Here is a 24,841-nt window from a genome sequence, read left to right on the forward strand (position 1 = left end):
CCGCCCGAGATACGTCAGGCGCGCAGAATCGCGATCGACTCCGTCGCCCACTGGATCTGCGCGCGTGCGCCGGCCTCGCCCGCCCCGATGGTGATGAGGAAGTACGCCTGGTCGGGCGAGCCGGTCTCGGCCTCGACCTGTGCCCGGATCTGGGTCAGGGTCTGCAGGCTCTGCTCGGACGACGCACGCGCCTGCTCGAGAAGCTCGATGCAGACGTCCCGCCCGAGCATCCGGCCGAAGAACAGCCGCAGCAGCAGGCCGTTGCGCGCCGGGACGGCCTCGACGGGCTCGGCCAGCAGCGACCGCAGCCGGGCCAGGCCCGCATCGGTGATGACGAAGCGCTTGTCCTCGTCGCGGACCACCAGGCCGTCCGCCGCCAGCCGGTCGAGCGTGGGGTAGATCTGCCCGAAGCTCTCGCTCCAGAAGTGGCCGAGAGTCGTGGTGATCGCGGCGCGCACGGCGTACCCGGTCATGGGTTCCACCGAGAGCGCGCCGAGCACCGCGGTCTCGGTCTGTGGTCGACGGGCCATCGCCCTAGACTATATCTGTCAGATATGTTTCGCTAGTCTCATGACAACCACAGCAGGGCGCGTGGCCGGCTGGACCCTCGTCGGTGTCGCCACGTTCCAGGCCGCCCTGGCGCTCGGGGTGCCCTGGGGTGAGGCCGCGTACGGCGGTGGGAACGCGGGCGTCCTGCCCGCCGAGCAGCGGCTCTCCAGCGCGATCGCGGCGCCGGTCTACCTTGCGCTCGCGGGCGTGGCCCTCGGGATCGTCGGCACGCCGACGGTCCGACGCCGCGTGCTGCGGACCGCTTCCGTCGTAATCGGCGCGGGAGCGCTGCTCAACCTCGCGTCGCCGTCGATCGTCGAGCGGCTCGTGTGGGTGCCCGTCACGGTCGTGGCGTCGGTGGCACTGTGGAAGGCGGCTCCGGCCCGCGTGGCGCTCGAGCCGCGGATGGCCTGAGACGACGGCGGCTCTGGTCCCCCCACAGGACCAGAGCCGACGCTCCACATCCGCGACTCCGCCTGACGGAGCCGTCTCCTGGGGACGGGCACTCGCAGGGGGAGTGCCCGTCAGGGTGCTCGCCTCCCGGGCACCTCGCAGTGCACGATCAGCGCATGAGGCGTTGCGCGGTCGCGGCAGTCGCCGCCGTGATGCTCACGCTCGCCGCATGCAGCGCAGCCCCGTCGTCGCCGGCCACACCGACGCCCACGCCTATCCCCTCCGACACGCTCGCTGGGTTGTCGGTCGAGATCCGGCAGGCACGCTCCGACTGGGCGCTGCGCGTCGTGCAGGTCCGCGTGACCAACGCGGGCCCGGGGGACGTCACGGTCACACAGGCGCGGCTGGTGACGCCCGACGACGACGGGGTGGCGACGAGCGATCGCGAGCGCCCGGTCCGCGCAGGCGTGGACCGGGACGTGTCCGTCGCCCTGGGTGACCCCGACTGCGCGAGCCCGACGGCCGCTCCGGCGAGCGTCGAGCTGGACCTGGTCGACGACGCGGGACGCGCCTCGACCCTCGTCGTGACCCCGCAGGACCCGCAGGGACACCTGGCCAGGATCCACGGCGAGGACTGCGCGGCCGCCGCGGTGGCCGCAGGAGCGACCCTCGCCCTCGACGACGCGCTCACGACCACGCCGGTGGACGGGCGCCTGGCTGCGACGATCACCCTGGACGCGACTCCCGTCGACGGCGGTCCGTCGGTCGCGATCACGCAGGTGGACGGCACGGTACTGCTCGCCCCGGTCGGCGGTGCGACGAGCTGGACGGTCTCCGGGGAGCCCATGAGCATCCCGCTCCAGGTGGTGCCGTCGCGGTGCGACGCGCACGCCGTGGCGGAGGACAAGCGAGGGACGTTCTTCGGCGTGCACGCCACCGTCGACGGCGTGCCCCAACCGGTGTTCTACGTCGCGTCGTCCGACGAGCTGCGCGGCGCCCTCCACGACTTCGTCGGCGAGTCCTGCGGGATGGGTTGAACCAGCGTCGCGACGAACGCGTGCACCTCGGTCATCGCGGTCTGAGCCGCGGTGGTACCCAGGTCGAACTGGAACTGGTGGCCTGCGCCGTCGGCGATGTGGGTCTCGTGCCGGACACCGGCGTCGTCGAGCGCCTGGTCCATCACGAACTGGTGCGCGATCATCGGGTCGGTCGAGCCGCAGGCCAGGAACGTCGGCGGGTAGTCGGCCGTGACGTGGCCGGCGACCGACAGACCGGCGAACCGCGCGTCCTCGAGGTACCCGCGGCTGCCGGTGAACGTCCACATCAGCGAGTCGACGAACCAGCGGGTGACGCCGCGCAGGGGATGGATCAGGGACAGGTCGAACGCGCCGCAGAACAGCACCGTGCCGACGAGCTGCGACGGCCCGACGGTCGGGCGCATGGACATCGAGGCCGAGTAGTCGGGGCTGGTGATCATGCCGGCGACCTGAGCGGCGATCTGGGCGCCGGCCGAGTCGCCCGCGAGGATCAGGCGGTCCGGGTCGATGCCCAAGGACTCGGCGTTGTCGCACAGGTACGTGAGGGCGTCGAGCACCTGGCCGACGGGGGTCGGGTACCGCGCCTCGGGAGCGATGGAGTAGCCGACGCCGACGACGGTGCAGCCCCCGGCCGCCAGGATGCGCAGAAAGTTGGCGATGTGCCCCTTGCCGCCTGACAGCCACGCTCCGCCGTGCACCCAGACGATCGTCGGCCGAGCGCCGGTGGCGCCCGGGGCATGGTGCACGTCGAGCAGCGCGTCGGGGTCGCCGGGCCGGTAGGCCAGGTCGTGCAGGGTCGTCACACCGTCGGGCACCAACGTGGCCGAGTCGCGGGACCTGCGCATGCCGTTGCGGTCGAACCGACGACGGTAGAACAGCGCCACGGGCCACGGAGTCGCCCGCAGGAGCACGACGAGCAGGGCGGCGAGGGCCAGGACCGCCCACCCGAATCGCCTCATGCGGTGATCGTCGCACCTGTCGGACGTCTCGAGGGGCCAAGATGGTCGCTGTGACGGACCAGCCGACCACCCACCCCTTGCACCGTGCGGCCCGCAGGATCGTGCGAGCCGGTCAGGTCGAGGAGTTCTTGTACGGCGCGCTGGTGTCGGGCTCGATCCTCGCGGTCTCGAGCGCGCACGCCGAGGACAGCCGGTCGGTGCTGATCGCGACGGGGCTGGTCAACGTCACCTACTGGCTCGCTCACGTGTACGTGGACGCCGTCGGAGGACGCTTCCGCGACCACGAGCACTCCACCGGTTGGCGGTTGGCGCACGCCCTGCGCAACAACACGGGCGTGATCGTCGGCAGCCTCCCGCCGATGATCGTGTTCGCCGTGTGCCGGCTCCTCGGGTGGGACCTGACGGCGTCAGCCTGGGCGGCGCTGTGGTTCACGGTCGCGCTGCTCGGCGGAGTGGGGTGCTACGCGGCCCATCGGGCGGGCGCCCGCCGGTGGTCGCTGGCCGGGGAGACCGCGGTCGCGGTCGGGTTCGGGTTGGTCATCATCCTGTTGAAGATCATCCTGCACTGAGCGCTCACTTCGCCTGGTCGTAGCTGTCCACGACCGTCACGTTGAGCGCGAAGTCCACCGGCGTGCCCCCGAACAGCAGGTGCCCGGCCTCGAGTGCCGCGTCCCGCACGGCCTGCGCGACGACCGCGGACTGTTCGGCAGGCGAGTGGACCATGACCTCGTCGTGCAGGAAGAACACCAGCTCGGCGTCCGGGCCCAGTGCACGCAGCCGCCGGCGCAACGAGGCCATCCAGCACAGGGCCCACTCGGCGGCGGTGCCCTGGACGACGAAGTTGCGCGTGAAGCGTCCCCAGTCGCGCCCTCGTCGCCGGGCGGCCCGGACGTCGTCGGCGCCCGCTCCTTCCGCCGAGGCGGCGGCCAGCGCCTCCTGCCACGCGGCATCAGGGGCGGGGGAGGTTCGGCCCAGCCACGTCGCGACGACCTCGCCGCGCTCGCCGGCGCGGGCCGCAGCCTCGACCAGCGCGACCGCCCGCGGGAACCCTCGTTCGAGGCGAGGCATGAGCACGGCGCTCGGTCCGGTGGTGGCGCCGTAGATCGCGCCGAGCATCGCGACCTTGGCCTCGGCACGCGTCGCGACGATCCCGGCGTCCACCACGCCCTGGTAGAGGTCGGCCCGACGGCCCGCTCCGGCCATCGCGTCGTCGCCCGACATCGCCGCCAGGACGCGAGGCTCGAGCTGCGCGGCGTCGGCGACGACCAGCTTCCAGCCGTCGTCGGCCCGCACCGCGCCCCGGATGCTCGCCGGGAGCTGGAGCGCACCGCCGCCCTTGGTGGCCCAGCGGCCGGTCACGACGCCACCCGGCACGTAGTCGGGACGGAACCGTCCGTCGTGGATCCACGTGTCCATCCACGTCCAGCCGTTGGCACTGAGCAGGCGGGCAAGCTTCTTGTACGCGAGGAGCGGCTGGGTGGCCGGAAGGTCGACCTGCTCGATCTCCCACTTGCTCGTCGACCCGACGTCGTAGCCCGCCGCGCGCAGCCCCCGGAGCAGGTCCTGCTGGGAGTCGAGGTTGAGGTTCGGCTGCGCGAGGGCCGCGCGGACCTCGTCGGCCAGCGCCTCGAGCTTGGCGGGCCGACCGCTCGTCGGCCGTGGCCCGAGCATCTGCGTCAGCAGCGCGTCGTGGGCCTCGACGCTCCACGGCATGCCCACGTGGTTCATCTCGGCGGCGATCAGGGCGCCGGTCGACTCGGCGGCCAGGAGCAGCCGCAGCCGGCCCGGCTCGGCCGACGACTGCAGCGCGTCGAGCTGACGGCGGAGCTCCTCGGCGCAGTCGAGCACCTCCGGGCGTTCCTCGTCGAACAGGCTCACCTCGACCGGTTCCGGAGCCCCCGGCCGAGGTCCGTCCCACGCCGTGCGGGGTCCGCGGGCGAGCTCGGAGTGCTGCGAGTAGACGCTCCGCCGCAGGATCGCGTGGCAGAGCCGCAGGTCATGGCACCGCTCCACGCGCACACCGGCGTCCAGCAGCGGCGGGTACCGGCGCGACGTGTCGTCCCACACCCAGCGTGGCCGGTCTGCCTCGCGCTCGCGGACGACGTCGACCAGGTGCTCGACAGGGACGTCCTTGCTGCTCACGAGGACGCCCTCGTCGGTCAGCTCCTGCAGGACGACGCGGTCGACGCGTGCGTCGTCGTCGAGCAGGAGCAGGGTCATTGCGTCATTGTCGTCGCCGGCACCCACATGTCCGCGTGTGCGGGAACGTCGTCGCGGCATCCAACGATCGCCCGGTCCGGCGATGTCTCCTCGGACGGGCAGGTGTACGTTCAAATCAGAGGTGCAGAGATTCTGAGAGCCGTAACATATGAGCGCCGAACTATGCCCGAGAGTCCCGACGCGCGCCGTCGCAAGTGGCAGCTCGCGATGAACGTGCGTGTGAACGTGCGGGAGCTGAGCCTCCAGCTGTCGAAGATCGACCAGCAGGTGGGCCGGCGTCTCGAGATGCGCGCCGTCGACATGGAGTGCCTCGACATCATCAGCCGGCACGGACCCATGGGAGCCTCGGCACTGGCGCGCTCCGCGAGCCTGCACCCGGCCACGTTGACGGGCGTCCTGGACCGGCTGGAGAAGTCCGACTGGATCGTCCGCGAGCGCGACTCCAACGATCGCCGCGCGGTCGTCGTACGCGCCGAACGCGAGCGGTCCGGCCGGTTCTACGAGCTGTACCGCGGTATGAACCGCTCGATGGAGGACCTGCTCACCGCGTACGACGAGTCCGAGCTGGCGCTCATCTCCGACTTCCTGGAGCGCGCCCGCGATGCCTGCGTGGTCGCGACCGAGGAGCTGGCGCAGGACTGACGCCACGTCAGCAGAGCTAGCCGGCGGCGTTGACGGCCGGCTGCTCCGAGGCCGGCGCCGTGGGTGCGCCCCAGTGCGCCTGAGCGATCGCGACGCCGACGCCGACCACCCCGAGGATCAGCACGGCGACGAGCACGGCGGCCATGACACGCCGCGAGAGCGGGTGCCGGTACGGCTCGTCGTCGAACGGGTCGGACATCAGCGACCGGAGCGCAGGGCCCGGGTCACCTTCACCGGCGAGCCGTCGCGCGAAAACCCGGCCGCGAGTGCCGCGTACTCCGGCGTCCCGACCGCGTAGACGGCGAGACGACCGTCGGCGTTGGCGTGGATCCCCCAGCCGAACTTCTTACCGAGCTCCGAGGACCGCAGGCAGGCGTGCGGGCCGGAGAAGAACGTCGGCCACACCTCGGGGCGGGTCTCCGACGGCACGTCGTTCCGGTCGGCCCAGACGGTGAAGATCACGTCCGAGCTGCGGTACGTGTACGGCGGCGCCGCCGCGATCATGTCGTACATCGCGGACGCGACCGTCGGCTCGGTCCCACGTGACGCGGGGACGGTTCCTCCGACGGCGGTCGAGTCGGGCGCGACGCAGATGAATGTCGAGACGTAGTCCACGAGCTCCATAGTTGAACCTTAACCAACTGCTGTGACGGGGGAGCGTCGTTTCGGGAAGCCCCAGGGGCCCTCGTCGGAGCTGCCGAGCGTGACGGGCGAGCGCACGGTGTCGTAGCCGAGCGCTCGGTAGTAGGCGACGTTGTCGGGCTCTCGCGCGCGAGGTCAGCGTGCCGACAGTGCGTCCCTCAGCTTGATGCGGCCGCCGCTGCGCAGCACGGCGTGGGAGTAGACGCGTCCGGCGAGCCAGATCAGGACGGGGATGATCGCGAGCGACAGGCCGAGAGAGAGGGCGACCTCCCACGGCGCTACCTCGCCCAGCGCGATCCGGATCGGCATGATCAGCGGCGCGCAGAACGGGATGAACGAGAGGACGACGACCAGCGGGTTGGTCGGGTCCCAGGGCGCGATGCTCACGCCGATGATGTAGGGGATCATCATGATCGTCATCACCGGGGCCGTCACCGAGGCGACGTCCTCCTGCCGCGACACGAGCGCCGCCAGGGCACCGAGCGCGAGTGCGTACGCCGTGAACCCGACGATGAACCAGACCACGACCCACAGGGCGGTCATCCCGACGTCGAGGTTCGACGCGTCGACCAGCCCCAGCGCGGCCGCCGTCCCCGCACCGGCGCCGACGACGAGCACGATCTGCGTGAGCCCGATGAGGCCGATGCCCAGCACCTTGCCGGCCATCAGCTGCCACGGGCGGACGGTCGCCAGGAGGAGCTCGACCACGCGGCTCGACTTCTCCTCGACCACACCCTGCGCGACCAGCTGCCCGGCCGAGAGGAGCGTGATGAACAGCAGGATCCCGGAGACGAACCCCGCGACGACCTGTGGCGCGTCGCGCTCCGGCGGCGGCTCCAGCGAGATGACCTCGGGGACCGCGGACGCGATCTGCGCACTGACCTCGGCGGGATCGCCGCCGAGGTCGGTGATGGCCGACGAGAGCGCGACCTGCTGGGACGCCGAGGCGAGCACGGGCGTCAGGGCCTCGGGAGCGGACTCGTGGACGACGACCGTGAACGGGTCCGTCGACGTCAGCAAGGCGTCGAGATCCCCGTCGCGGAGCTGCTGCTCCCCGGCCGCCTCGTCGGGCACGTCCTGGGTGGTCACCTCGACGCCCGACGCAGCGGCCGTGGCGACGAGCACCTCGCCGGCCCCGGACGCGGCCGGGAGCAGCCCGACCGTGTATCCCTTGTCGCTGCTCGCCGTCGCGAGGTTGAGGAGCACGCCGCCGAGGATCACGCCGGCGACGAGCGCGACGGTCGTCCAGATGAAGGCCTTGGACCTCATGCGGGTGCTGATCTCGCGGCCCGCGATCATGCGGACCGCTGCGCCCGAGCTCACGGGCCGGAACGTCGGGTTCACGCGTTCACCTCCTGCGGGACGAGGGCAGCCTCGGTCGGGGTGCTCACCACGTGCCGGTAGAGCTCGGTGAGCGACGGCCGCATGCGGGAGAACTCGTGCACCGGACCAGCGGCGAGCGCGGCGGCCAGCAGCTCCTGGTCCACGGTCGTCCGTGACGGGTCCAGCACCTCGACCACGGTCCGCGACCCGTCGGTCGACACGACCTCGGCCGACCGGACCGTCGGGAGCCACTCCGTGTGCGGAGGCCCGTCGACGACCCATCTCCGCGTGTCGGTCGCCCGCAGGTCGTCGATCCCGCCGAATGCGACGAGCGACCCGCTCTTGATGATGCCGACGCGGTCGCAGAGCTGCTCGACGAGGTCGAGCTGGTGCGACGAGAACAGCACCGGCACGCCGGCCGCCGCCTGCTCGCGCAGCACGGAGCTCATGACGTCCACCGCGACCGGGTCGAGGCCCGAGAACGGCTCGTCGAGCACCAGGATCTCGGGGGAGTGCACGAGGGCTGCCGCGAGCTGCACGCGCTGCTGGTTGCCCAGCGAGAGCTTGAGCACCTCGTCGGAACGTCGCTCGGCGATGCCCAGCACCTCGGTCCAGTGCTCCATCGCGGTGGTCGCGGACGACGCGTCGAGCCCGTGCAGCCGGGCGAGGTAGACCAGCTGCTCCCCGACGCGCATCTTGGGGTACAGGCCACGTTCCTCGGGCATGTACCCGATGCGGCGGCGTACGTCGAGGTCGATCGGCTTGCCGCCCCAGCGCACCTCGCCCGAGTCGGCCTCGAGCACGCCGAGCGTGATGCGCATGGCCGTGGACTTGCCCGCGCCGTTCGAGCCGACGAATCCGACGATCTCGCCGGCCGGTACCTCCATCGACAGGTCGCGCAGGGCCCGGACCGTTCCGTAGGTCTTGTTGAGGGACGTCATCGTGAGCGCACTCATGGAAACCATGGAATCAGACCGATCGGACACGCGCCTCGGACCTGAGGTGGAGAGCGCCCACAGGCGGAGCGGGCAGGATGCGCCTATGCGAGCGCGATCCCTGTCCGTGGTCCTTGCCCTCGTCGCGACCCTGGCGGCGTGCACGAGCGGCGGGTCGCCCGACCCGACGACCGAGCCTGACCCGACGACGACGACGTCCGAGCCCGACCCGCTCGCAGGCTGGACTCTCGAGGAGAAGATCGGCCAGATCGTCATGGTCGGCGTGGACCTCACGGAACCGCAGCCCGCCAGCATCAGCTCCGTGACCGACGCGCACGTCGGCAACGTGTTCCTCCACGGCCGGTCGTCGTCGGGCACGCAGGCGGTCCTCGACCTCGTGCACCAGCTCACCGACCAGCCGACCGCCCACGACACCCGCCTCTTCGTCGGCGTCGACCAGGAGGGCGGGCAGGTCCAGACGCTCACCGGCCCGGGGTTCAGCACGATGCCGTCGGCACTGGACCAGGGCGCCATGTCACCCGCAGACCTGCAGACGGCCGCGACCTCCTGGGGTGCCGAGCTCGCCGCGGCGGGCGTGAACCTCAACCTCGCCCCCGTGGTCGACATCCCGACCGAGGCGGGCGCGGCGCAGAACATGCCGATCGGGCACTACGACCGCCAGTACGGGTACACGCTCCAGGACGTGGGCCCGCACGCCGACGCCTTCGCGAACGGGATGGCGGCGTCGGGCGTCGAGACCTCGGTGAAGCACTTCCCGGGCCTGGGAGAGGTGACCGGCAACACCGACACCACCGCGAACGTCACCGACACGACGACCGGCCCCGGCTCGGTCCAGATCGACTCGTTCACGCACGCGATCCAGCGAGGGACGTCGATGGTGATGGTCTCGACGGCGATCTACACGCAGATCGACCCGTCCGCGCCGGCCGCCTTCTCGCCCGTCGTGGTCGACCAGCTGCTCCGCAAGACCCTCGGGTTCGCGGGCGTCGTGATCACCGACGACCTCTCGGCCGCCGAGCAGGTTGCGGCCTGGAGCCCCGGGGACCGCGCCGTAGACGCGATCTCGGCCGGCTGCGACATCGTGCTCGCGTCGAAGGACCCCACGGTCCTGCCAGAGATGATCAGCGCTCTCACCGCCAAGGCGCAGGCCGACCCCGCGTTCGCGGACCTCGTCGACGCGGCGGTGCTGCGCGTCCTGGCGGCGAAAAGTTGAACAAGCGGCCACATCAAGGATGAAAACGCTGTCATAAAACGTACTGACTGGTATCAACTCCCCCGACTGGCAGACGAGGGAAGCCGCTCACCCCTAACCTCCGATCATGACTGTGACGCTGAGCGACGTGGCTCGCGAGGCCGGTGTCTCGCTGGCGACCGCGTCCCGGGCGATCAATGGCTCCGCGAGCCGCACTGTCGGCGCCGAGCTGCGCGACCGTGTCCTGGCCGCCGCGGAGCGCCTCCGATACACCCCCGACGCGAACGCGCAGGCGATGGCGCGTGGCCGGACGACGTCGCTCGGCCTCATCGTGCACGACATCGCCAACCCCTACTTCTCGTCGATCGCAGCCGGAGTCTCCGAGGCGTCCGACGCGGCCGGCCTGCAGCTGACCCTCGCCAGCAGCCAGCACGACCCCGCGCGCGAGGTCGACCTGGTCCACCTGCTGCGGCGGCAGCGCAGCCGAGCGATCGTGCTCGCCGGCGGCCGCACCAACGACGTCGAGATCAACGACCGCCTGCGGCTCGCGCTCGCCGACTACCGCGCGACGGGTGGCTCCGCCTCCCTCATCGGCCAACCGATCCTCGGCGTCAACACGATCGTGGTGAACAACGCGCAGGGCGCCACAGAGCTCGCACGGGCCATGCACGACCTCGGCTACCGCTCGTTCGCGATCCTCGCAGGCTCGCCGCGCGACCTCTCCGCCCGTGACCGCCGCGACGCCTTCTCCTTCGCGTTGCGCGAGCGTGGCATCGAGCTCTCCGACGACGCGATCGTCCCCTGCGAGCTCTCGCACGCAGGCGGTGAGGCGGGCATCCGGACCCTGATGGCTCGCGGTCCGCTGCCCGAGATGGTCTTCGCCGTCTCCGACGTGGTGGCACTCGGCGCCATGGAGGTGCTGCGCTCGGCAGGGATCCGCAGCCCCGAGCATGTCGCCATCGCGGGGTTCTGCGACATCCCGACGCTGCGCGACGTCACACCGTCGCTGACCACCGTCCGCATCCCGCTCCGCGAGCTCGGCATCATGGCCACGGAGCTGGCCCTGGCCGAGCCCGGCGAGGAGCCCGAGATCCGTGTGGTCCGCACCGAGGTCGTCCTGCGGAACACCACACCGCGCCTGCGCTGACCCCAGGCGTTGCCGACCGGGGCTCAGCGTCCGACGGCGTAGCCCTGCATCCCGCGGGCGTTGGCGGCGGCGACCAGCAGGCCGTCGGAGCGGATCCCCGCGGCGCTCAGCCGGCCCAGCGCCCAGGGGCCGGCGTCGCTGACGACGTGGCCGCGCCCGGCGAGAGCGGTGAGCACCTGTGCGCCGAGGCGGGACTCGGCGACCACGCCGCGGGGCGTGTGGGTGCGCGGGTAGAACGAGCTGGGCACGTGGCTGGAGTGCCAGGTGGGGGCGTCGATCGCGGCCTGGAGGTCGAGGCCGCCCACCAGGTGCCGCAGAAGGAAGGGCACGGTCCACTGGTCCTGCTGGTCGCCCCCGGGGGTCCCGAACGCGAGGCCCGTGCCGTCGTCGTCGAGGATCATGCCCGGGCTCAGGGTGGTGCGCGGGCGTCGTCCAGGAACCAACGATGCGGCCAGGCCGGGCTCGAGCCAGAACATCTGCGCGCGCGTCGGCAGGGAGAAGCCGAGGCCGGGCACGACGGGACTCGACTGCAGCCAGCCGCCCGACGGAGTCGCGGAGACGCGGTTGCCCCAACGGTCGACGACGTCGACGTGGCAGGTGTCGCCGGAGCGGCGGCCCGTCGTGACCGGTTCACCGACGCCGGCTGCGAGACCGGGTGTGACGGCGTGCCCCCAGAGGTTGGCCGCGAGGTGCGGGGTGCGACCCTCGGGCGAACCGGGCAGCAGACCTTCGCCGGCCGTCGCGCCGACGAGCCGTGCGCGGTCGGCCGCGTACGACGACGAGAGCAGGGTGGCCAGGGGCACGTCGGGCACGTCGCCGTACCAGGCCTCGCGGTCGGCGAACGCGAGCTTGGCCACCTCGACGACCGTGTGCACCAGGTCGACGGGGTCGGCGTCCGGGGGGAGCCCGAGCGCGTCGAGCATGGTCAGCTGCTGCAGGAGCACCGGACCCTGGCCCCATGCGGCGGTCTTGTGCACGGTCCGACCAGCGAACCGCACGGAGACGGTCGGCTCCTCGGTCGCGCGCCAACCGGACAGGTCGTCGCCGCTCAGGAAGCCCGTGTGCTCGCGTCCCGACGAGTCGAGGACCGCGGTGCCCGAGACGAACGTGTCGACCGCCTCGGCGACGAAGCCCTCGTAGAACATCCTCCGCGCGGCCTCGATCTGCTGCTCGCGCGTCCCGGTCTGGTCGGCCAGGCGGGAGAGCGTCTCGGCCAACGCGGGGTTGGTGAACCGCGCGCCCGGCGCCGGAGCAGGGAGGTAGACCTCTGCCGACGAGGGCCAGTGGTCGGCGAACAGATCCGCCACGGAACCGATCGTGTCCGCCGCCTCGGCGACCAGCGGGTACCCGGAGCGCGCGTAGCCGATCGCAGGTTCGAGCACGTCCGCGAGCGGGAGCGTGCCGTATCGCGCGAGCAGATCGAGCCACGCACCGAACGCGCCGGGCACGACGGCGGCGAGGTGGCCGGTCCCCGGGACGAGCTCGAGCCCGAGAGAGCGGTAGGCGTCGATCGTCGCGGTCGCCGGTGCCGTGCCCTGGCCGCAGACGACGAACGTGTGGCCGTCCGAGGCGCGGTGGCCGATGATCGGGGCGTCACCGCCGAGCCCGTTCATGTGCGGCTCGACGACGTTCAGCGTGAACCCGACCGCGACGGCCGCGTCGAACGCGTTCCCTCCGGCCTCGAGCACCCGCATGCCGACGCTCGACGCCAGCCAGTGCGTCGAGGCGACCATGCCCAAGGTCCCCGTCAGGACGGGGCGTGTGGTGAACACTCTCCGATACTGCCGCACCGACGGGGAGCTGCACCCCTCGGAGACGTGATCGTCGGCGTCGGATGGTCACACTGCGACGGCGACCGTCACGCCCCGCCCGGGAACCCGAGCTGACGCCACGCCTCGTAGACCCCGACCGAGGCCGCGTTGGACAGGTTCATCGAACGGCGACCAGGCACCATCGGGATGCGGAGCTGGTCGGTGATCCGCGGGTCGGCGAGGACCTCGTCGGGAAGGCCGGTGGGCTCGGGGCCGAAGAGCAGGACGTCGTCGGGCGTGTACGTCACGTCCGTGTGGAAGCGGGTGGCCTGGGTGGTGAACGCGTAGACGCTGTTCGTCGGCAGCACGGTCCAGAGCGCGGCGAGATCGTCGTGGACGACGACGTGCGCGAGGTCGTGGTAGTCCAGGCCGGCCCGCCGGAGCTTGGCCTCCGACAGGTCGAAGCCGAGGGGTTCGACGAGGTGCAGGGTGGCGCCCGTCCCAGCCGAGAGCCGGATGGCGGCGCCGGTGTTCCCGGGGATCCGCGGCTCGAAGAAGACGATGTGCAGCACGGGCAGATCCTCGCACCGTCTGCGGGGCGCGTTAGCGTGTCCCGTTCGCGCTTCCTCGAGAGGACCTCATGTACCAGGCTGCCGATTCCCGCTACGACGCGATGACCTACCGCAGGACGGGCCGCAGCGGCCTGTCGCTCCCGGGGCTCTCGCTCGGTCTGTGGCACAACTTCGGCGACACGACGCCGCTCGAGCAGCAGCGCGCCGTGCTCCGCCGCGCGTTCGACCTGGGCATCACGCACTTCGACCTGGCCAACAACTACGGCCCGCCGTACGGCTCTGCCGAGGAGAACTTCGGGCGGCTGTTCGCGCAGGACCTCAAGCCGTACCGCGACGAGCTGGTCATCTCCTCCAAGGCGGGCTACGACATGTGGCCCGGCCCGTACGGCGACGGCGGCAGCCGCAAGTACCTGCTCTCGTCGCTGGACCAGTCGCTCGCGCGTCTCGGCCTCGACTACGTCGACATCTTCTACTCGCACCGACCCGACCCCTCCGTGCCGCTCGAGGAGACGATGGGCGCCCTGCACACCGCGGTGACCAGCGGTCGCGCGCTCTACGCGGGCATCTCGAACTACTCACCGTCGGACACGCGCCGTGCCCACCAGATCCTCGCCGAGCTCGGCACGCCGCTGCTCATCCACCAGCCGTCGTACTCGATGTTCAACCGGCACGTGGAGCAGGTTGCCGACGGGCAGAGCGAGACGCTCCTGGACGTCGTCGGCGACCTCGGCATCGGCACGATCGTCTTCTCCCCGCTCGCGCAGGGCCTGCTGACGGACCGCTACCTCTCGGGAGAGGTTCCCGCCGACTCACGCGCGGCGGTCGGGCACTTCCTCAAGCCCGAGCAGCTCTCGGAGACGTACCTGTCGCGCGCCAAGGCCCTCAACGAGATCGCCGCGGGCCGCGGGCAGTCGCTCGCGCAGCTCGCCCTGACCTGGTTGCTGCGCGACGACCGGATCACGTCCGCCCTGATCGGTGCGAGCTCGACGCGTCAGCTCGAGGACAACGTGGCCGCCCTGTCGGCACCGCCGCTGACCGCCGAGGAGATCGCCGCGATCGAGCCGTTCGCGGTCGACGGCACCGCGAAGCGGTAGTCCTCAGGGAACGTTGACCGCGTCGTCGTACCAACCGAGTGAGTCCCTCTCGGTGACCTCGAGGACCTCGAGGTCAGGAGCGGCGAGCAGATCGTCGACGAGCGCACGGCTGCCGCCCACGACCGTCGAGTCGAGGTCGACCTCGGTCGCGACGCACCACGAGCGGTCGTCCGGCCACACGAGGTTCGGCGTGCGCCAGCCCGGTCGGAAGGGCTCTACGTCGGCCACGGCCCGCCCGTCGGCGAGCGCCTCGAGGTCGCCGGTGGTCGCTCGGAACAGCACGTGCGCGCGGTGCGGGAGCTCGAGCTTCGGACCTCTCAGCGCCTCAGGCGCCAGGTCGTCGGGTGCCCGGTGCGGCGGCGGCGGAGTGGCGGGAGGCTCGCCGAACCAGGCGACCCTCTGCCACCCGCCTTCCCAGCCGGACCCCTCCCAGAAGGCGACGACGAGCTCGCCGTCGGCGTGCCTGCCCAGCACGCGCGCGAGCGCACCGAGCTCGGGCCCGGGGAGCGATCCCTCGCCCGGGTCGTCGCCACGCCACTCGCTGGGTGTGCTCTCGCGCCCGCCGAGCTCGACAAGCTCCGGCGTCGGCGCGGGTGCCCCGCTGTGCGGAGCAGGGCGTCTCTCCACCTTCCACGACTGCGCGGTCGGGTGCACGGTACGGCCGGTCGCCGCCGCCACCTCCGACCAGCGGACTGGGGTGCCGTCCGTGTCCGTCATGGGGTGCAGGATCCGCGCGTAGGCAACGAAGCCGCGGGGCACCAGCGAGCCCACCGTGGCACCGAAAGGGCCGAGGCGGGGCCGCAGCCAGTCGCCGACGCTCGGGTCGGCCTCGTAGCGGAACATGCCTCGCATCGTGGCAGGCGGGGTCGAGCGCAATCCTGTCCGGCCGTCGACGACCGGGCCGCGCGACATCGGGTAGAACTACCGCATGAGTCTCGACGACACCGACCGTGCCCTCCTGACCCGCGCCGTCGCTCGTGCGCGGGAGGCGCTGCTCGACGGCAGCGAGCCCTACGGCACGGTGCTCGTGGACGCCGACGGCGTCGTGCGGTTCGAGGACGGCAACCGCACGAAGGACGGCGACGAGACCCGCCACCCGGAGTTCGCGGCCGCCCGCTGGGCCGTCGAGAACCTGACGCCGGAGCAGCGCGCGGCCGCGACCGTCTACACCTCGGGCGAGCACTGCGCGATGTGCTCGGCAGCGCACGCGTGGGTGGGTCTGGGCCGGATCGTCTACGCCGTGTCGTCCGCGCAGATCAGCGCTTGGCGGGCGTCCTGGGGTGCGGCGCCCGGCCCGGTCGCCGTGCTCCCGATCCACGTGGTCGCACCCGGAGTTCCCGTGGACGGGCCAGAGCCGTCGCTCGAGGACGAGGTCAAGGAGCTCCAGCGCCGGTCGTTCGAGCGGGCAACGCCCTGAGCGAACCGCTTGTCAGGCCCGTTCGCTCCGGGGTTATGGTCGAGACATGAGCCCTGCCGACGTTCTTGTGGTCTCCGGTGTGATCGGTGCCGTTCTCGTCGCCGCCGGTGCCGTGCTCACCAAGCCTCGGCGGGTACCCGTCCGAGTACGGCACGACGACGAGGACCAGCGCTAGGCGGTCGCGTCACGCGGGAGCGGCCACCTCGGCCAGCACCGCGAGCAGTCCCGGGCCGTGACGCTCGAGCTTGGCCGCACCGATCCCGCTGATGCCGCCGAGCGCCTCCAGCGACGTGGGTCGCTGAGTGACCACCTCGCGCAGCGTCGCGTCGTGGAACACCACGTACGCAGGAACGCCCTGCTCCTTCGCGACACCCGCACGCCACGCCCGCAGCGCCTCGAACACCTCGGCGCCCTCCTCGGACAGGTCGGCGACCGCGGCCCGGCTCTTGGACCCGCGAGAGCGCACGACCTTCTCGGTCTCGCGTCGCAGGCGCACGGTCCGCTCGCCACGCAGCACCGACGAACTCTCGGGTGAGAGCCGGATGGTGCCGTAGCCGTCGGAGTCGACGCCCAGCAGCTCCATCGCGAGCAGCTGGCGGACGACGCCACGCCAGTCGGCCTCGGACACGTCCGCGCCCAGCCCGAACGTGCTCAGCGACTCGTGCCCCAGCGATGTGATCCGCGGCGTCACCTTGCCCCGCAGGATGTCGACCAGGTGTCCCGCGCCGTACCGCTGCCCGCGCTGCTCGAGACGGACCACCGTCGACAGGAGCTTCTGCGCAGCGACGGTCCCGTCCCACGACTCGGGCGGGGTCAGGCACGTGTCGCAGTTGCCGCACGGCTGCGACGACTGACCGAAGTAGTTGAGCAGCTGCACGCGGCGGCACTCCACGGTCTCGCAGAGCGCGAGCATCGCGTCCAGGTGTGCCGTCAGCCGACGCTTGTGCGTGGCGTCGCCCTCGGAGGTGTCGATCATGCGGCGCTGCTGGACGACGTCCGCCAGCCCGTAGGCGAGCCAGGCGGTGGACGGCAACCCGTCGCGCCCGGCGCGACCGGTCTCCTGGTAGTACCCCTCGACCGACTTGGGCAGGTCGAGGTGGGCGACGAACCGCACGTCGGGCTTGTCGATGCCCATGCCGAACGCGATCGTCGCGACCATCACGACGCCGTCCTCGCGCAGGAACCGGGACTGGTTGCGCGCGCGGACCTGCCGGTCGAGGCCCGCGTGGTACGGCAGGGCTGTGACGCCGCGCTCGACGAGGAACTGCGCGGTCTGCTCGACCGAGTTCCGCGACAGGCAGTAGACGATGCCCGCGTCGCCCTCGTGCTCGGTGCGCAGGAGGTTGAGCAGCTGGTCGCGCGGCTTGTCCTTGGGGGCGATCCGGTACTGGATGTTGGGCCGGTCGAAGCTCGCGACGAAGTGCCGTGCCTCGCCGAGCTGCAGCCGCTGGGCGATCTCTGCGTGCGTCTGGTCGGTCGCCGTGGCGGTCAGGGCGATCCGCGGGACCTCGGGCCAGCGCTCGTGCAGCATCGACAGCTGCAGGTAGTCCGGGCGGAAGTCGTGCCCCCACTGGGACACGCAGTGCGCCTCGTCGATCGCGAACAGGGCGACGGTGCCGCGGTCCAGCAGCTCGACCGTCTCGCGCACGCGGAGCCGCTCGGGCGCCAGGTAGAGCAGGTCGAGCTCGCCCGCGAGGTAGGCGTCCTCCACCGTGCGCCGCTCGAACGACTGCTGCGTCGAGTTCAGGAACCCCGCGCGCACGCCGAGCGCGGACAGGGCGTCCACCTGGTCCTGCATCAGTGCGATCAGCGGCGAGATGACGACTCCGGTGCCCTCGCGGACGAGCGAGGGCACCTGGTAGCAGAGCGACTTGCCGCCGCCTGTGGGCATGAGGACCAGCGCGTCGCCGCCCCGGATGACCGTCTCGACGATGTCGGCCTGCTCGCCGCGGAAGTCGTCGTACCCCCAGACGTCGCGCAGGACGGCCGACGCCGCAGCAACCGCAGCCGCGGGATCGAGGACCTCGGCGACGGCCCGCGGGATGTCCGGTCGCGCAGGCGGCGCCGGCCGGTCGCGCCGGCTGGGAGCGTCCTCCGGCGGCGCGGCGTCGTAGAACGGGTCGAACGGTGGCTCGTCGAACGGGGGCTCGTCGTATGCGGGGTCATACGGCGGGAACTCGTCGTCCGGTCCAGAAGGCACGCGCCAAGAGTACGAGCCAGGTACGACGCTCGACGCCGCCCTGTGGACGGCGGCGTCCGGGCGGCGGTGAGCGCCCGGTCCCGGTGCGCAGGTGTCCGGGCGCGTCCGTAGGGTGTTCACCATGGGAACCGCTCTGATCACCGGCGCGTCCGCGGGGCTCGGCCTCGAGTTCGCCTGGCAGCTCGCCACCGCGAAGCACGACGTCGTCCTGGTGGCGCGCGACGAGGTCCGCCTGACGCGCCTCGCCGGCCAGCTGGAGGCGGCCGCGGGGATCCGCGCTGAGGTGCTCGTCGCGGACCTGTCCGTGCGGTCCGACGTGGAGCGCGTCGCCGAGCGGCTGCGGTCGGACGAGCGGCCCGTCGGCCTGCTGGTCAACAACGCCGGTGTCGGGCTCAACCAGCGGTTCATCGGCGGAGACCTCGCCCGCGAGGAGGCTGCTCTCGAGGTCATGGTCTCCGCGGTACTCGTCCTGTCGCACGCGGCGGCCGGAGCGATGGTGGCGCGTGGTCGCGGGGCGATCCTCAACGTCGCGTCCGTCGCGGCTCTGCTCGCGGGCGGCACGTACTCCGCGCACAAGGCCTGGGTCCGCTCGTTCACCGAGGGGCTGGCCGTCGAGCTCGACGGCACGGGCGTCACGGCGACCGTCCTGTGCCCCGGGTTCGTGCACACCGAGTTCCACGCGCGCGGCGACATCGACGTCTCGGCGTACCCGGAGATCGCCTGGCTGAACGCCGAGGACGTCGTGGCCAAGGGGCTCGCCGACGTCCGCCGTGGGGTCGTGATCTCCACGCCGAGCGTGCGCTACCGGGCCGCGTCGGCCGCGGTGCGGATGAGCCCGCGGTTCGCGATCCGACGGTTGGGCCGCTACCGCAAGGCGCTCGAACAGGGTGCCTGAGCCGATAACCTGACCGCCGTGACCCAGACGCCCCGCGAGCAGCTGCTCGAACTGATCAAGGACCTCGCCGTCGTGCACGGGAAGGTCACGCTCTCGTCGGGCCGCGAGGCCGACTACTACGTGGACCTGCGCCGCGTGACGCTGCACCACGCCGCCGCCCCGCTGATCGGGCACCTGATGCTCGACCTGCTGGAAGAGGCGGGTCTGGGCACCGCGGAGATCGACGCCGTCGGTGGGCTGACGCTCGGCGCGGACCCCGTCGCGACGAGCCTGCTGCACGCGGCCGCCTCGCGCGGGCAGGACCTCGACGCGTTCGTCGTGCGCAAGGAGGCCAAGGCCCACGGCATGCAGCGCCGCATCGAGGGACCGGACATCGTCGGCCGGCGGGTCGTGGTCCTGGAGGACACGTCGACCACAGGCGGCTCGCCGATCGCCGCGGTCGAGGCCGCTCGCGAGATCGGCGCGGACGTGCGCGGCGTCGCCGTGATCGTGGACCGGGCGACCGGGGCGCAGGCCAAGATCGAGGCCCTCGGCGTGCCGTACCACTACCTGTTCAGCCTGTCCGACCTCGGCCTCGCCTGATGCTGGACTGACGCCCATGAGCGGGGGGCTGTTCGACGTCCTGCTCGTCCTCTTCGCCATCGGCATGGTCGCGTTCGCGATCCTCGGCTGGTGGGCCTCGGTCAAGCGTCGCGAACGCCTCAAGGCCTGGGCGACGACGAACGGCTGGACCTACACGCCGAGCGACCGGTCACTCGTCGACTTCTCGCGGATGCAGCCCTTCGGCGTCGGCCACTCCAAGCGCGCGACCGACGTGCTCGCGGGCCGCTACGACGGGCACTCGGCGCTCTCGTTCACGTACCGCTGGACCACCGGGAGCGGGAAGAACCAGACGACCCAGACCGTGCACATCGTCGGCATGGTTCTGCCGACGTACCTGCCGACGGTCGAGCTGACCCCCGAGGGGCTGGGAGCGCGGCTGGCCAAGCTGGTCGGCGCGCAGGACCTCCAGTTCGAGTCCGAGGACTTCAACCGGAGGTTCCGCGTCGCGTCGTCTGACGCCAAGGCGGCACACGCGATCGTGCACCCGCGCCTCATGGAGCGGATGCTGCGCCCGGACACGGTGGGAAGCACGTGGCGGATCGAGGGCAACTGGATCCTGACCTGGGCCACCGGCGCGACCGACCTCGACCGGCTTGCCGGGCGTCTGGGCATGCTGCGCGCCGTCGTGAGGTCGATCCCGCGGCACGTGTGGCTCGACCACGGCTTCGACCCTCTGACCTCGACCGTCTGACCGATACGATCGCCTGACCCACCTCATCCACGGAGGAACCACGTGACTGGTGCAGTCATCGCCCTGATCGTCATCGTCGTGATCGTCGTCATCCTGCTGCTCTGGTTCGTGGGGATGTACAACGGGCTCGTCCGGCTGCGGAACCTCGTGCAGGAGGCGTGGCGCCAGATCGACGTCGAGCTGAACCGCCGCCACGACCTGATCCCGAACCTGGTCGAGTCGGTGAAGGGGTACGCCGCCCACGAGCGCGGCGTCTTCGACGAGGTCGCGCGTGCCCGTGCCGCAGCCGCAGCGCCCGGATCGGGTCCCGCCGAGCAGGCCGCCCAGGAGAACCAGCTGACGCAGGCCCTCGGCCGGCTGTTCGCGGTCGCCGAGGCCTACCCGGTCCTGCGCGCCAGCGAGAACTTCCAGCAGCTGCAGGCCGAGCTGACCAACACCGAGGACCGCATCGCCGCGGGTCGCCGGTTCTACAACGCGAACGTGCGCACCCTGAACACCAAGGTCGAGTCGTTCCCGTCGAACATCGTCGCCGGGATGTTCCACTTCGAGCGCGCCGAGTACTTCGAGGCAGAGGACCCCCAGGTCCGTCAGGCGCCGACGGTCAGTTTCTGAGCCTGCGGACCGCCGCCCCTGGTCCGTCCTGATCCTCGGTACCTCGTCGGCCGAACGTTCAGATCCGGTCGACGAGGTCCTGGATCGAGTCGACGATCTCGCTCGGCCGGAACGGGAACCGCTCGACGTCCGCGCGCTGCGTCGACCCGGACAGGACGAGGAACGTGCGCAGGCCGGCCTCGATCCCGGCCACGACGTCGGTGTCCATGCGGTCGCCGACCATCACGGTGGTCTCGGAGTGGGCGTCGATCCGGTTGAGCGCGCTGCGGATCATCATCGGGTTCGGCTTGCCGACGAAGTACGGCTGCCGCCCGGTTGCCGCGGAGATCATCGCCGCGACGGCCCCGGTGGCCGGCAGGTCGCCCTCGCGGCTCGGCCCCGTGACGTCGGGGTTCGTCGCGATGAACCGTGCGCCGCCCTGGATCAGCCGCACGGCCTGGGTGATGGCCTCGAACGAGTACGTCCGGGTCTCGCCCAGCACCACGAAGTCCGGCTCCGACGCCGTGAGCGTGTAGCCGGCCTCGTACAGCGCGGTGGTCAGCCCGGCCTCGCCGATCACGTACGCGGACCCGCCGGGCATCTGGTCGACCAGGAACTGTGCCGTGGCCAGCGCCGACGTCCAGATGGCGTCCTCGGGCAGGTCGATCCCGGAGGTCGCCAGCCGCGCGCGCAGGTCCCGCGGCGTGAAGATCGAGTTGTTGGTCAGGACCAGGAACGGCCGGCCGCCGTCGCGCAGCGCTCGGACGAACTGCGAGGCACCGGGGATGGCCGTGCCCTCGTGCACGAGCACGCCGTCCATGTCCGAGAGCCAGGAGCGGATCTCGCGCGGACCGTGGTGCGTCATGCGCCGAAGGCCTTCTTCTCGACGGCGTCGCGCTCGGCCTGCTCGTCGTAGCGCTCGTCGCGCCCGTCACCCTCGGCGACGCCGAGACCCTTCTTGGTCCGACGACGCTTGCGCCAGACCTCGACGATGATGGGCAGGACGGAGAAGAAGACGACGAGGACGAGGAGCGCCTCGATGTTGTCCTTGATGAACCCGATGTTGCCCAGCAGGTAGCCGAGGAACGTCACGCCGCCGGCCCAGAGCACCACGCCGATGAGGTTCCAGAGCGCGAACTGGCGGTACTTCATCTTGCCGACGCCGGCCGCGACCGACGCGTACGTGCGCACGAACGGGATGAACTGCGCCACGATCAGCGTCCGGCCGCCGTACTTGTCGAAGTACGCGTACGTCTGGTCGATGTACTTCTGCTTGAAGAACCGGGAGTCCTCCTTGGCGAAGACCTTCGGACCCGCGGTGCGACCGATCAGGTACCCGGTCTGCGTGCCCGCGTAGGCGGCGACGATCAGCAGCCCCATCAGCGCCCAGATGCTGATCTTCACGTCCAGCTGGTCCTGCGCTACCAGCGCACCTGCGGTGAACAGCAGCGAGTCGCCGGGCAGGATCGGGAACAGCAGGCCGACCTCGACGAAGATCACGGCCATGATGCCGAGCAGGACCCACTTGCCGAACGAGTCGATCAGGTGCTGCGCGTCGAGGTAGTCGGTGATGGAGGCGTGCACCGGGCCCAGGGTCGGCAGGGTCGCGGCGAGCGCGTCAGTCAGCATGCGCCCAGCCTACGGGCCCACCCGTGCGCGCCCCGTGGGCCACATGTGCGGACCGTGTGCGCCTGACGTCTACGGTGGCGGGCGTGGACGAGGAGCGAGCTCGCGCAGCTCAGGGAGCAGAGGTCGGCGTCGGCCCGTGGACCGGCCCGTGGCCCGCCGACGAGCGTTACGACCCCGAGCTGCTGGCGCAGGGCGACCGGCGCAACGTGGTCGACCGCTACCGGTACTGGTCGCTCGACGCGATCGTGGCCGACCTCGACACCCGCCGGCACCCGTTCCACGTCGCCATCGAGAACTGGGCGCACGACATGAACATCGGCTCGGTCGTCCGCACCGCCAACGCATTCCTGGCGTCCGAGGTGCACATCGTCGGCAACCGGCGCTGGAACCGGCGTGGGGCGATGGTCACCGACCGGTACCAGCACGTGCGGCACCACGCGTCCGTCGACGACCTGCTGGCCTGGGCCTCGTCGGAGAGCATCCCCGTCCTGGGCGTCGACAACCTGCCGGGGTCCGTCCCCCTGGAGGGCTACGCACTGCCGCGCGAGTGCGTGCTCCTGTTCGGGCAGGAGTCGGTGGGGCTCTCCGACGAGGCCCGCGCGGCGGTCGTCGACGTCCTGCACATCGCGCAGTTCGGGTCGACGCGCTCCATCAACGCCGGAGCGGCCGCGGCCATCGCGATGCACGCCTGGGTCGCGCAGCACGCGAACGTCGGCGACGCGGTGTGAAGAACGCGGTGTCCACGGGACGTTCGGCCCCGGCGGCGATCTGTGCTGCCGTGCCAGAATCAGAGCGATAACCCCCCCTCTAGTGCGCAGGAGATGCTGCAGATGGCCATCGCCACCCCCGAGGTCTACGCCGAGATGATCGACCGGGCGAAGGCAGGCAAGTTCGCCTACCCGGCCGTCAACATCACGTCCTCCCAGTCCGTCACCGCCGCTCTGCAGGGCTTCGCGGAGGCCGGCTCGGACGGGATCATCCAGGTCTCCGTCGGCGGCGCCGAGTACGCAGCCGGCTCGACCGTGAAGGACCGTGTCTCCGGCTCGCTCGCGCTCGCGGCCTACGCGACCGAGGTGGCCAAGGGCTACCCGATCACCGTGGCGCTGCACACCGACCACTGCGCCAAGCAGAACCTGGACTCCTGGGTCCGCCCGCTGCTGGCCCTCGAGATCGAGCAGGTCAAGGCCGGCAAGCTCCCCACGTTCCAGTCGCACATGTGGGACGGCTCGTCCGTGCCGCTCGACGAGAACCTGATCATCGCCGAGGAGCTCCTCGAGCTCTCCGTCGCGGCCCGCACGATCCTCGAGATCGAGGTCGGCGTCGTCGGTGGCGAGGAGGACGGCCACACGGCCGAGATCAACGACAAGCTCTACACGACCGTCGAGGACGGCCTGGCCACGGTCAAGGCGCTCGGCTCGGGCGAGCGGGGCCGGTACCTCACCGCCCTCACGTTCGGCAACGTGCACGGCGTCTACAAGCCGGGCGCGGTCAAGCTCCGCCCGTCGATCCTCGCGGAGATCCAGAAGGCCGTCGGCGACGCGATCGGCGTCGTCAACCCGTTCGACCTCGTGTTCCACGGCGGTTCGGGTTCGACCGAGGCCGAGATCTCCGAGGCCGTCGACAACGGTGTCATCAAGATGAACATCGACACGGACACGCAGTACGCGTTCAGCCGCCCGGTCGCGGACCACTTCTTCCGCAACTACGACGGCGTGCTCAAGGTCGACGGCGAGGTGGGCAACAAGAAGGCCTACGACCCGCGCGCCTGGGGCAAGCTCGCCGAGGCCGGCATGGCCGCGCGTCTCGTCGAGGCTGCCCAGCAGCTCCGCTCTGCCGGGCAGTCGCTCAGCGCCTGATCCTGTTCTGAGAACGGCCCCTCGGTCACCCGGGGGGCCGTTCGTCATTCCCCGACGGGCTGGAAGTCGGCCTCGTCGTCGCTCTCGACGACGTCGACCAGCTCGCCGATCCGTGTGACGTCGAGCAGGAAGCGCACGTGCGCGGGCACGCGGATCATCCGGACGCGGTGCTGGGACCGGATCGACAGTCGGGCGAGGAACGCGATCCCCGACGAGTCCATGAACGTGACGTGATGGGCGTCGACCTCGATCGGCAGGCCGATCTGCTCGGCCTCCGCGGTCGCCTCCTGCAGCTCGGTGCCGAGGTCGGCGTCGACCTCGCCCGAGAGCACGATGCGGGTGGACTCCGCACCGACGATGACGTGCACTGCGCCCGGCTCTCCGCTGATCGGATCGCCCAGGCCGGCGCGTGAAGCCTCCGCGGGCCCGTCGGGGATCGTGCTGTTACCGTCGCGCACGGCGCTCCTTCGGTGTCGTACATC

At 71.3% G+C, this 24,841-nt stretch carries 29 protein-coding genes; 15 read left to right on the forward strand and 14 right to left on the reverse strand.

Annotation, left to right across the window (positions count from 1 at the left end):
- Nucleotides 1-14: 14 nt before the first annotated feature.
- On the reverse strand, nt 15-530 hold the full coding sequence (locus tag AC1DPN_RS01625; protein ID WP_477082974.1) for a PadR family transcriptional regulator: 516 nt from the start codon (nt 528-530) through the stop codon (nt 15-17).
- 40 nt (nt 531-570) lie between these two features.
- Between AC1DPN_RS01625 and AC1DPN_RS01630 the strand changes: the two genes are divergently transcribed.
- Nucleotides 571-963, forward strand: a complete 393-nt coding sequence (locus tag AC1DPN_RS01630) for a hypothetical protein (protein WP_477082975.1) — start codon at nt 571-573, stop codon at nt 961-963.
- A gap of 155 nt (nt 964-1,118) precedes the next feature.
- Nucleotides 1,119-1,979: a hypothetical protein gene (locus AC1DPN_RS01635; RefSeq protein WP_477082976.1), complete on the forward strand. Its 861-nt coding sequence runs from the start codon at nt 1,119-1,121 to the stop codon at nt 1,977-1,979.
- Here AC1DPN_RS01635 and AC1DPN_RS01640 read toward each other — a convergent pair.
- Nucleotides 1,907-2,938: an alpha/beta hydrolase gene (locus AC1DPN_RS01640; protein ID WP_477082977.1), complete on the reverse strand. Its 1,032-nt coding sequence runs from the start codon at nt 2,936-2,938 to the stop codon at nt 1,907-1,909. The two genes, AC1DPN_RS01635 and AC1DPN_RS01640, sit on opposite strands and share 73 nt — an antisense overlap.
- 50 nt (nt 2,939-2,988) lie before the next feature.
- On the opposite strand from AC1DPN_RS01640, the gene AC1DPN_RS01645 reads away from it, so the two are divergent.
- Entirely contained in the window at nt 2,989-3,507 is a 519-nt protein-coding gene (locus AC1DPN_RS01645; RefSeq protein WP_477082978.1) for a hypothetical protein, read from the forward strand.
- A 4-nt stretch (nt 3,508-3,511) separates the two neighbouring features.
- On the opposite strand, the gene AC1DPN_RS01650 is transcribed toward AC1DPN_RS01645, so the two are convergent.
- Entirely contained in the window at nt 3,512-5,158 is a 1,647-nt protein-coding gene (locus tag AC1DPN_RS01650; RefSeq protein WP_477082979.1) for a bifunctional 3'-5' exonuclease/DNA polymerase, read from the reverse strand.
- 162 nt (nt 5,159-5,320) lie between these two features.
- On the opposite strand from AC1DPN_RS01650, the gene AC1DPN_RS01655 reads away from it, so the two are divergent.
- Nucleotides 5,321-5,800, forward strand: a complete 480-nt coding sequence (locus AC1DPN_RS01655; RefSeq protein WP_477082980.1) for a MarR family winged helix-turn-helix transcriptional regulator — start codon at nt 5,321-5,323, stop codon at nt 5,798-5,800.
- A gap of 16 nt (nt 5,801-5,816) precedes the next feature.
- On the opposite strand, the gene AC1DPN_RS01660 is transcribed toward AC1DPN_RS01655, so the two are convergent.
- From AC1DPN_RS01660 to AC1DPN_RS01675, 4 genes are all read right to left on the reverse strand, one after another.
- Nucleotides 5,817-5,999 (reverse strand): hypothetical protein, encoded by a 183-nt coding sequence (locus AC1DPN_RS01660; protein ID WP_477082981.1) that lies wholly within the window; start codon nt 5,997-5,999, stop codon nt 5,817-5,819.
- A complete protein-coding gene (locus tag AC1DPN_RS01665) occupies nt 5,999-6,424 on the reverse strand; it encodes a DUF6157 family protein (protein ID WP_477082982.1) in 426 nt (141 codons plus the stop codon). The genes AC1DPN_RS01660 and AC1DPN_RS01665 overlap by 1 nt, the downstream gene beginning before the upstream one ends.
- A 153-nt stretch (nt 6,425-6,577) precedes the next feature.
- Nucleotides 6,578-7,786, reverse strand: coding sequence for an ABC transporter permease (locus tag AC1DPN_RS01670; protein ID WP_477082983.1), 1,209 nt, complete (start codon nt 7,784-7,786; stop codon nt 6,578-6,580).
- Nucleotides 7,783-8,721 (reverse strand): ABC transporter ATP-binding protein, encoded by a 939-nt coding sequence (locus AC1DPN_RS01675; RefSeq protein WP_477082984.1) that lies wholly within the window; start codon nt 8,719-8,721, stop codon nt 7,783-7,785. Before AC1DPN_RS01675 ends, AC1DPN_RS01670 begins: the two co-directional genes overlap by 4 nt.
- A gap of 85 nt (nt 8,722-8,806) precedes the next feature.
- Here AC1DPN_RS01675 and AC1DPN_RS01680 point away from each other — a divergent pair, with 85 nt between their 5' ends.
- Together AC1DPN_RS01680 and AC1DPN_RS01685 are read left to right on the forward strand one after the other, a co-directional pair.
- Nucleotides 8,807-9,934, forward strand: coding sequence for a glycoside hydrolase family 3 N-terminal domain-containing protein (locus AC1DPN_RS01680; RefSeq protein ID WP_477082985.1), 1,128 nt, complete (start codon nt 8,807-8,809; stop codon nt 9,932-9,934).
- Nucleotides 9,935-10,040: 106 nt separating this feature from the next.
- Nucleotides 10,041-11,060 (forward strand): LacI family DNA-binding transcriptional regulator, encoded by a 1,020-nt coding sequence (locus tag AC1DPN_RS01685; RefSeq protein WP_477082986.1) that lies wholly within the window; start codon nt 10,041-10,043, stop codon nt 11,058-11,060.
- A 23-nt stretch (nt 11,061-11,083) separates the two neighbouring features.
- On the opposite strand, the gene AC1DPN_RS01690 is transcribed toward AC1DPN_RS01685, so the two are convergent.
- On the reverse strand, nt 11,084-12,793 hold the full coding sequence (locus AC1DPN_RS01690) for a gamma-glutamyltransferase family protein (RefSeq protein ID WP_477083834.1): 1,710 nt from the start codon (nt 12,791-12,793) through the stop codon (nt 11,084-11,086).
- A 125-nt stretch (nt 12,794-12,918) separates the two neighbouring features.
- Entirely contained in the window at nt 12,919-13,383 is a 465-nt protein-coding gene (locus AC1DPN_RS01695) for a tRNA (cytidine(34)-2'-O)-methyltransferase (RefSeq protein ID WP_477082987.1), read from the reverse strand.
- A gap of 68 nt (nt 13,384-13,451) precedes the next feature.
- On the opposite strand from AC1DPN_RS01695, the gene mgrA reads away from it, so the two are divergent.
- Nucleotides 13,452-14,477, forward strand: a complete 1,026-nt coding sequence (mgrA, locus tag AC1DPN_RS01700) for an L-glyceraldehyde 3-phosphate reductase (RefSeq protein WP_477082988.1) — start codon at nt 13,452-13,454, stop codon at nt 14,475-14,477.
- Between the two features lie 3 nt (nt 14,478-14,480).
- Here mgrA and AC1DPN_RS01705 read toward each other — a convergent pair whose 3' ends face one another.
- The gene (locus AC1DPN_RS01705; protein ID WP_477082989.1) at nt 14,481-15,320 is read right to left on the reverse strand and encodes a hypothetical protein; all 840 of its coding nucleotides are present in this window, start codon (nt 15,318-15,320) and stop codon (nt 14,481-14,483) included.
- 85 nt (nt 15,321-15,405) lie between these two features.
- Between AC1DPN_RS01705 and AC1DPN_RS01710 the strand changes: the two genes are divergently transcribed.
- Complete coding sequence (locus tag AC1DPN_RS01710) at nt 15,406-15,894, forward strand: nucleoside deaminase (RefSeq protein ID WP_477082990.1); 489 nt, start codon at nt 15,406-15,408, stop codon at nt 15,892-15,894.
- A gap of 46 nt (nt 15,895-15,940) precedes the next feature.
- The gene (locus AC1DPN_RS01715; RefSeq protein WP_477082991.1) at nt 15,941-16,069 is read left to right on the forward strand and encodes a hypothetical protein; all 129 of its coding nucleotides are present in this window, start codon (nt 15,941-15,943) and stop codon (nt 16,067-16,069) included.
- Between the two features lie 9 nt (nt 16,070-16,078).
- Here the strand turns inward: AC1DPN_RS01715 and recQ are convergent, their stop codons facing one another.
- On the reverse strand, nt 16,079-18,094 hold the full coding sequence (gene recQ, locus AC1DPN_RS01720; protein WP_477082992.1) for a DNA helicase RecQ: 2,016 nt from the start codon (nt 18,092-18,094) through the stop codon (nt 16,079-16,081).
- 121 nt (nt 18,095-18,215) lie between these two features.
- Between recQ and AC1DPN_RS01725 the strand changes: the two genes are divergently transcribed.
- Genes AC1DPN_RS01725 through AC1DPN_RS01740 form a run of 4 tightly spaced genes read left to right on the forward strand, consistent with a single transcriptional unit; the run spans nt 18,216 to nt 20,895 of the window.
- Nucleotides 18,216-18,989 (forward strand): SDR family NAD(P)-dependent oxidoreductase, encoded by a 774-nt coding sequence (locus AC1DPN_RS01725; RefSeq protein WP_477082993.1) that lies wholly within the window; start codon nt 18,216-18,218, stop codon nt 18,987-18,989.
- A gap of 18 nt (nt 18,990-19,007) precedes the next feature.
- Nucleotides 19,008-19,571, forward strand: coding sequence for an orotate phosphoribosyltransferase (gene pyrE / locus AC1DPN_RS01730; protein ID WP_477082994.1), 564 nt, complete (start codon nt 19,008-19,010; stop codon nt 19,569-19,571).
- 16 nt (nt 19,572-19,587) lie between these two features.
- The gene (locus AC1DPN_RS01735) at nt 19,588-20,283 is read left to right on the forward strand and encodes a type III secretion system chaperone family protein (RefSeq protein ID WP_477082995.1); all 696 of its coding nucleotides are present in this window, start codon (nt 19,588-19,590) and stop codon (nt 20,281-20,283) included.
- 42 nt (nt 20,284-20,325) lie between these two features.
- Nucleotides 20,326-20,895 (forward strand): LemA family protein, encoded by a 570-nt coding sequence (locus AC1DPN_RS01740; RefSeq protein ID WP_477082996.1) that lies wholly within the window; start codon nt 20,326-20,328, stop codon nt 20,893-20,895.
- 58 nt (nt 20,896-20,953) lie between these two features.
- On the opposite strand, the gene AC1DPN_RS01745 is transcribed toward AC1DPN_RS01740, so the two are convergent.
- Both AC1DPN_RS01745 and AC1DPN_RS01750 read right to left on the reverse strand, forming a co-directional pair.
- Nucleotides 20,954-21,739 carry an HAD-IIA family hydrolase gene (locus AC1DPN_RS01745; protein ID WP_477082997.1) on the reverse strand — a complete coding sequence of 262 codons (786 nt, stop codon included), beginning with the start codon at nt 21,737-21,739 and terminating at the stop codon, nt 20,954-20,956.
- The gene (locus AC1DPN_RS01750) at nt 21,736-22,503 is read right to left on the reverse strand and encodes a VTT domain-containing protein (protein ID WP_477082998.1); all 768 of its coding nucleotides are present in this window, start codon (nt 22,501-22,503) and stop codon (nt 21,736-21,738) included. Before AC1DPN_RS01750 ends, AC1DPN_RS01745 begins: the two co-directional genes overlap by 4 nt.
- An 83-nt stretch (nt 22,504-22,586) precedes the next feature.
- On the opposite strand from AC1DPN_RS01750, the gene AC1DPN_RS01755 reads away from it, so the two are divergent.
- Nucleotides 22,587-23,231 carry a TrmH family RNA methyltransferase gene (locus tag AC1DPN_RS01755; protein WP_477082999.1) on the forward strand — a complete coding sequence of 215 codons (645 nt, stop codon included), beginning with the start codon at nt 22,587-22,589 and terminating at the stop codon, nt 23,229-23,231.
- Nucleotides 23,232-23,324: 93 nt separating this feature from the next.
- Nucleotides 23,325-24,359 carry a class II fructose-bisphosphate aldolase gene (gene fbaA, locus AC1DPN_RS01760; RefSeq protein WP_477083000.1) on the forward strand — a complete coding sequence of 345 codons (1,035 nt, stop codon included), beginning with the start codon at nt 23,325-23,327 and terminating at the stop codon, nt 24,357-24,359.
- Nucleotides 24,360-24,403: 44 nt separating this feature from the next.
- Here fbaA and AC1DPN_RS01765 read toward each other — a convergent pair whose 3' ends face one another.
- Nucleotides 24,404-24,817 (reverse strand): STAS domain-containing protein, encoded by a 414-nt coding sequence (locus AC1DPN_RS01765; RefSeq protein WP_477083001.1) that lies wholly within the window; start codon nt 24,815-24,817, stop codon nt 24,404-24,406.
- Between the last annotated feature and the right edge of the window lie 24 nt (nt 24,818-24,841).

This window comes from Cellulomonas sp. P4_H4 (genome assembly GCF_056400865.1).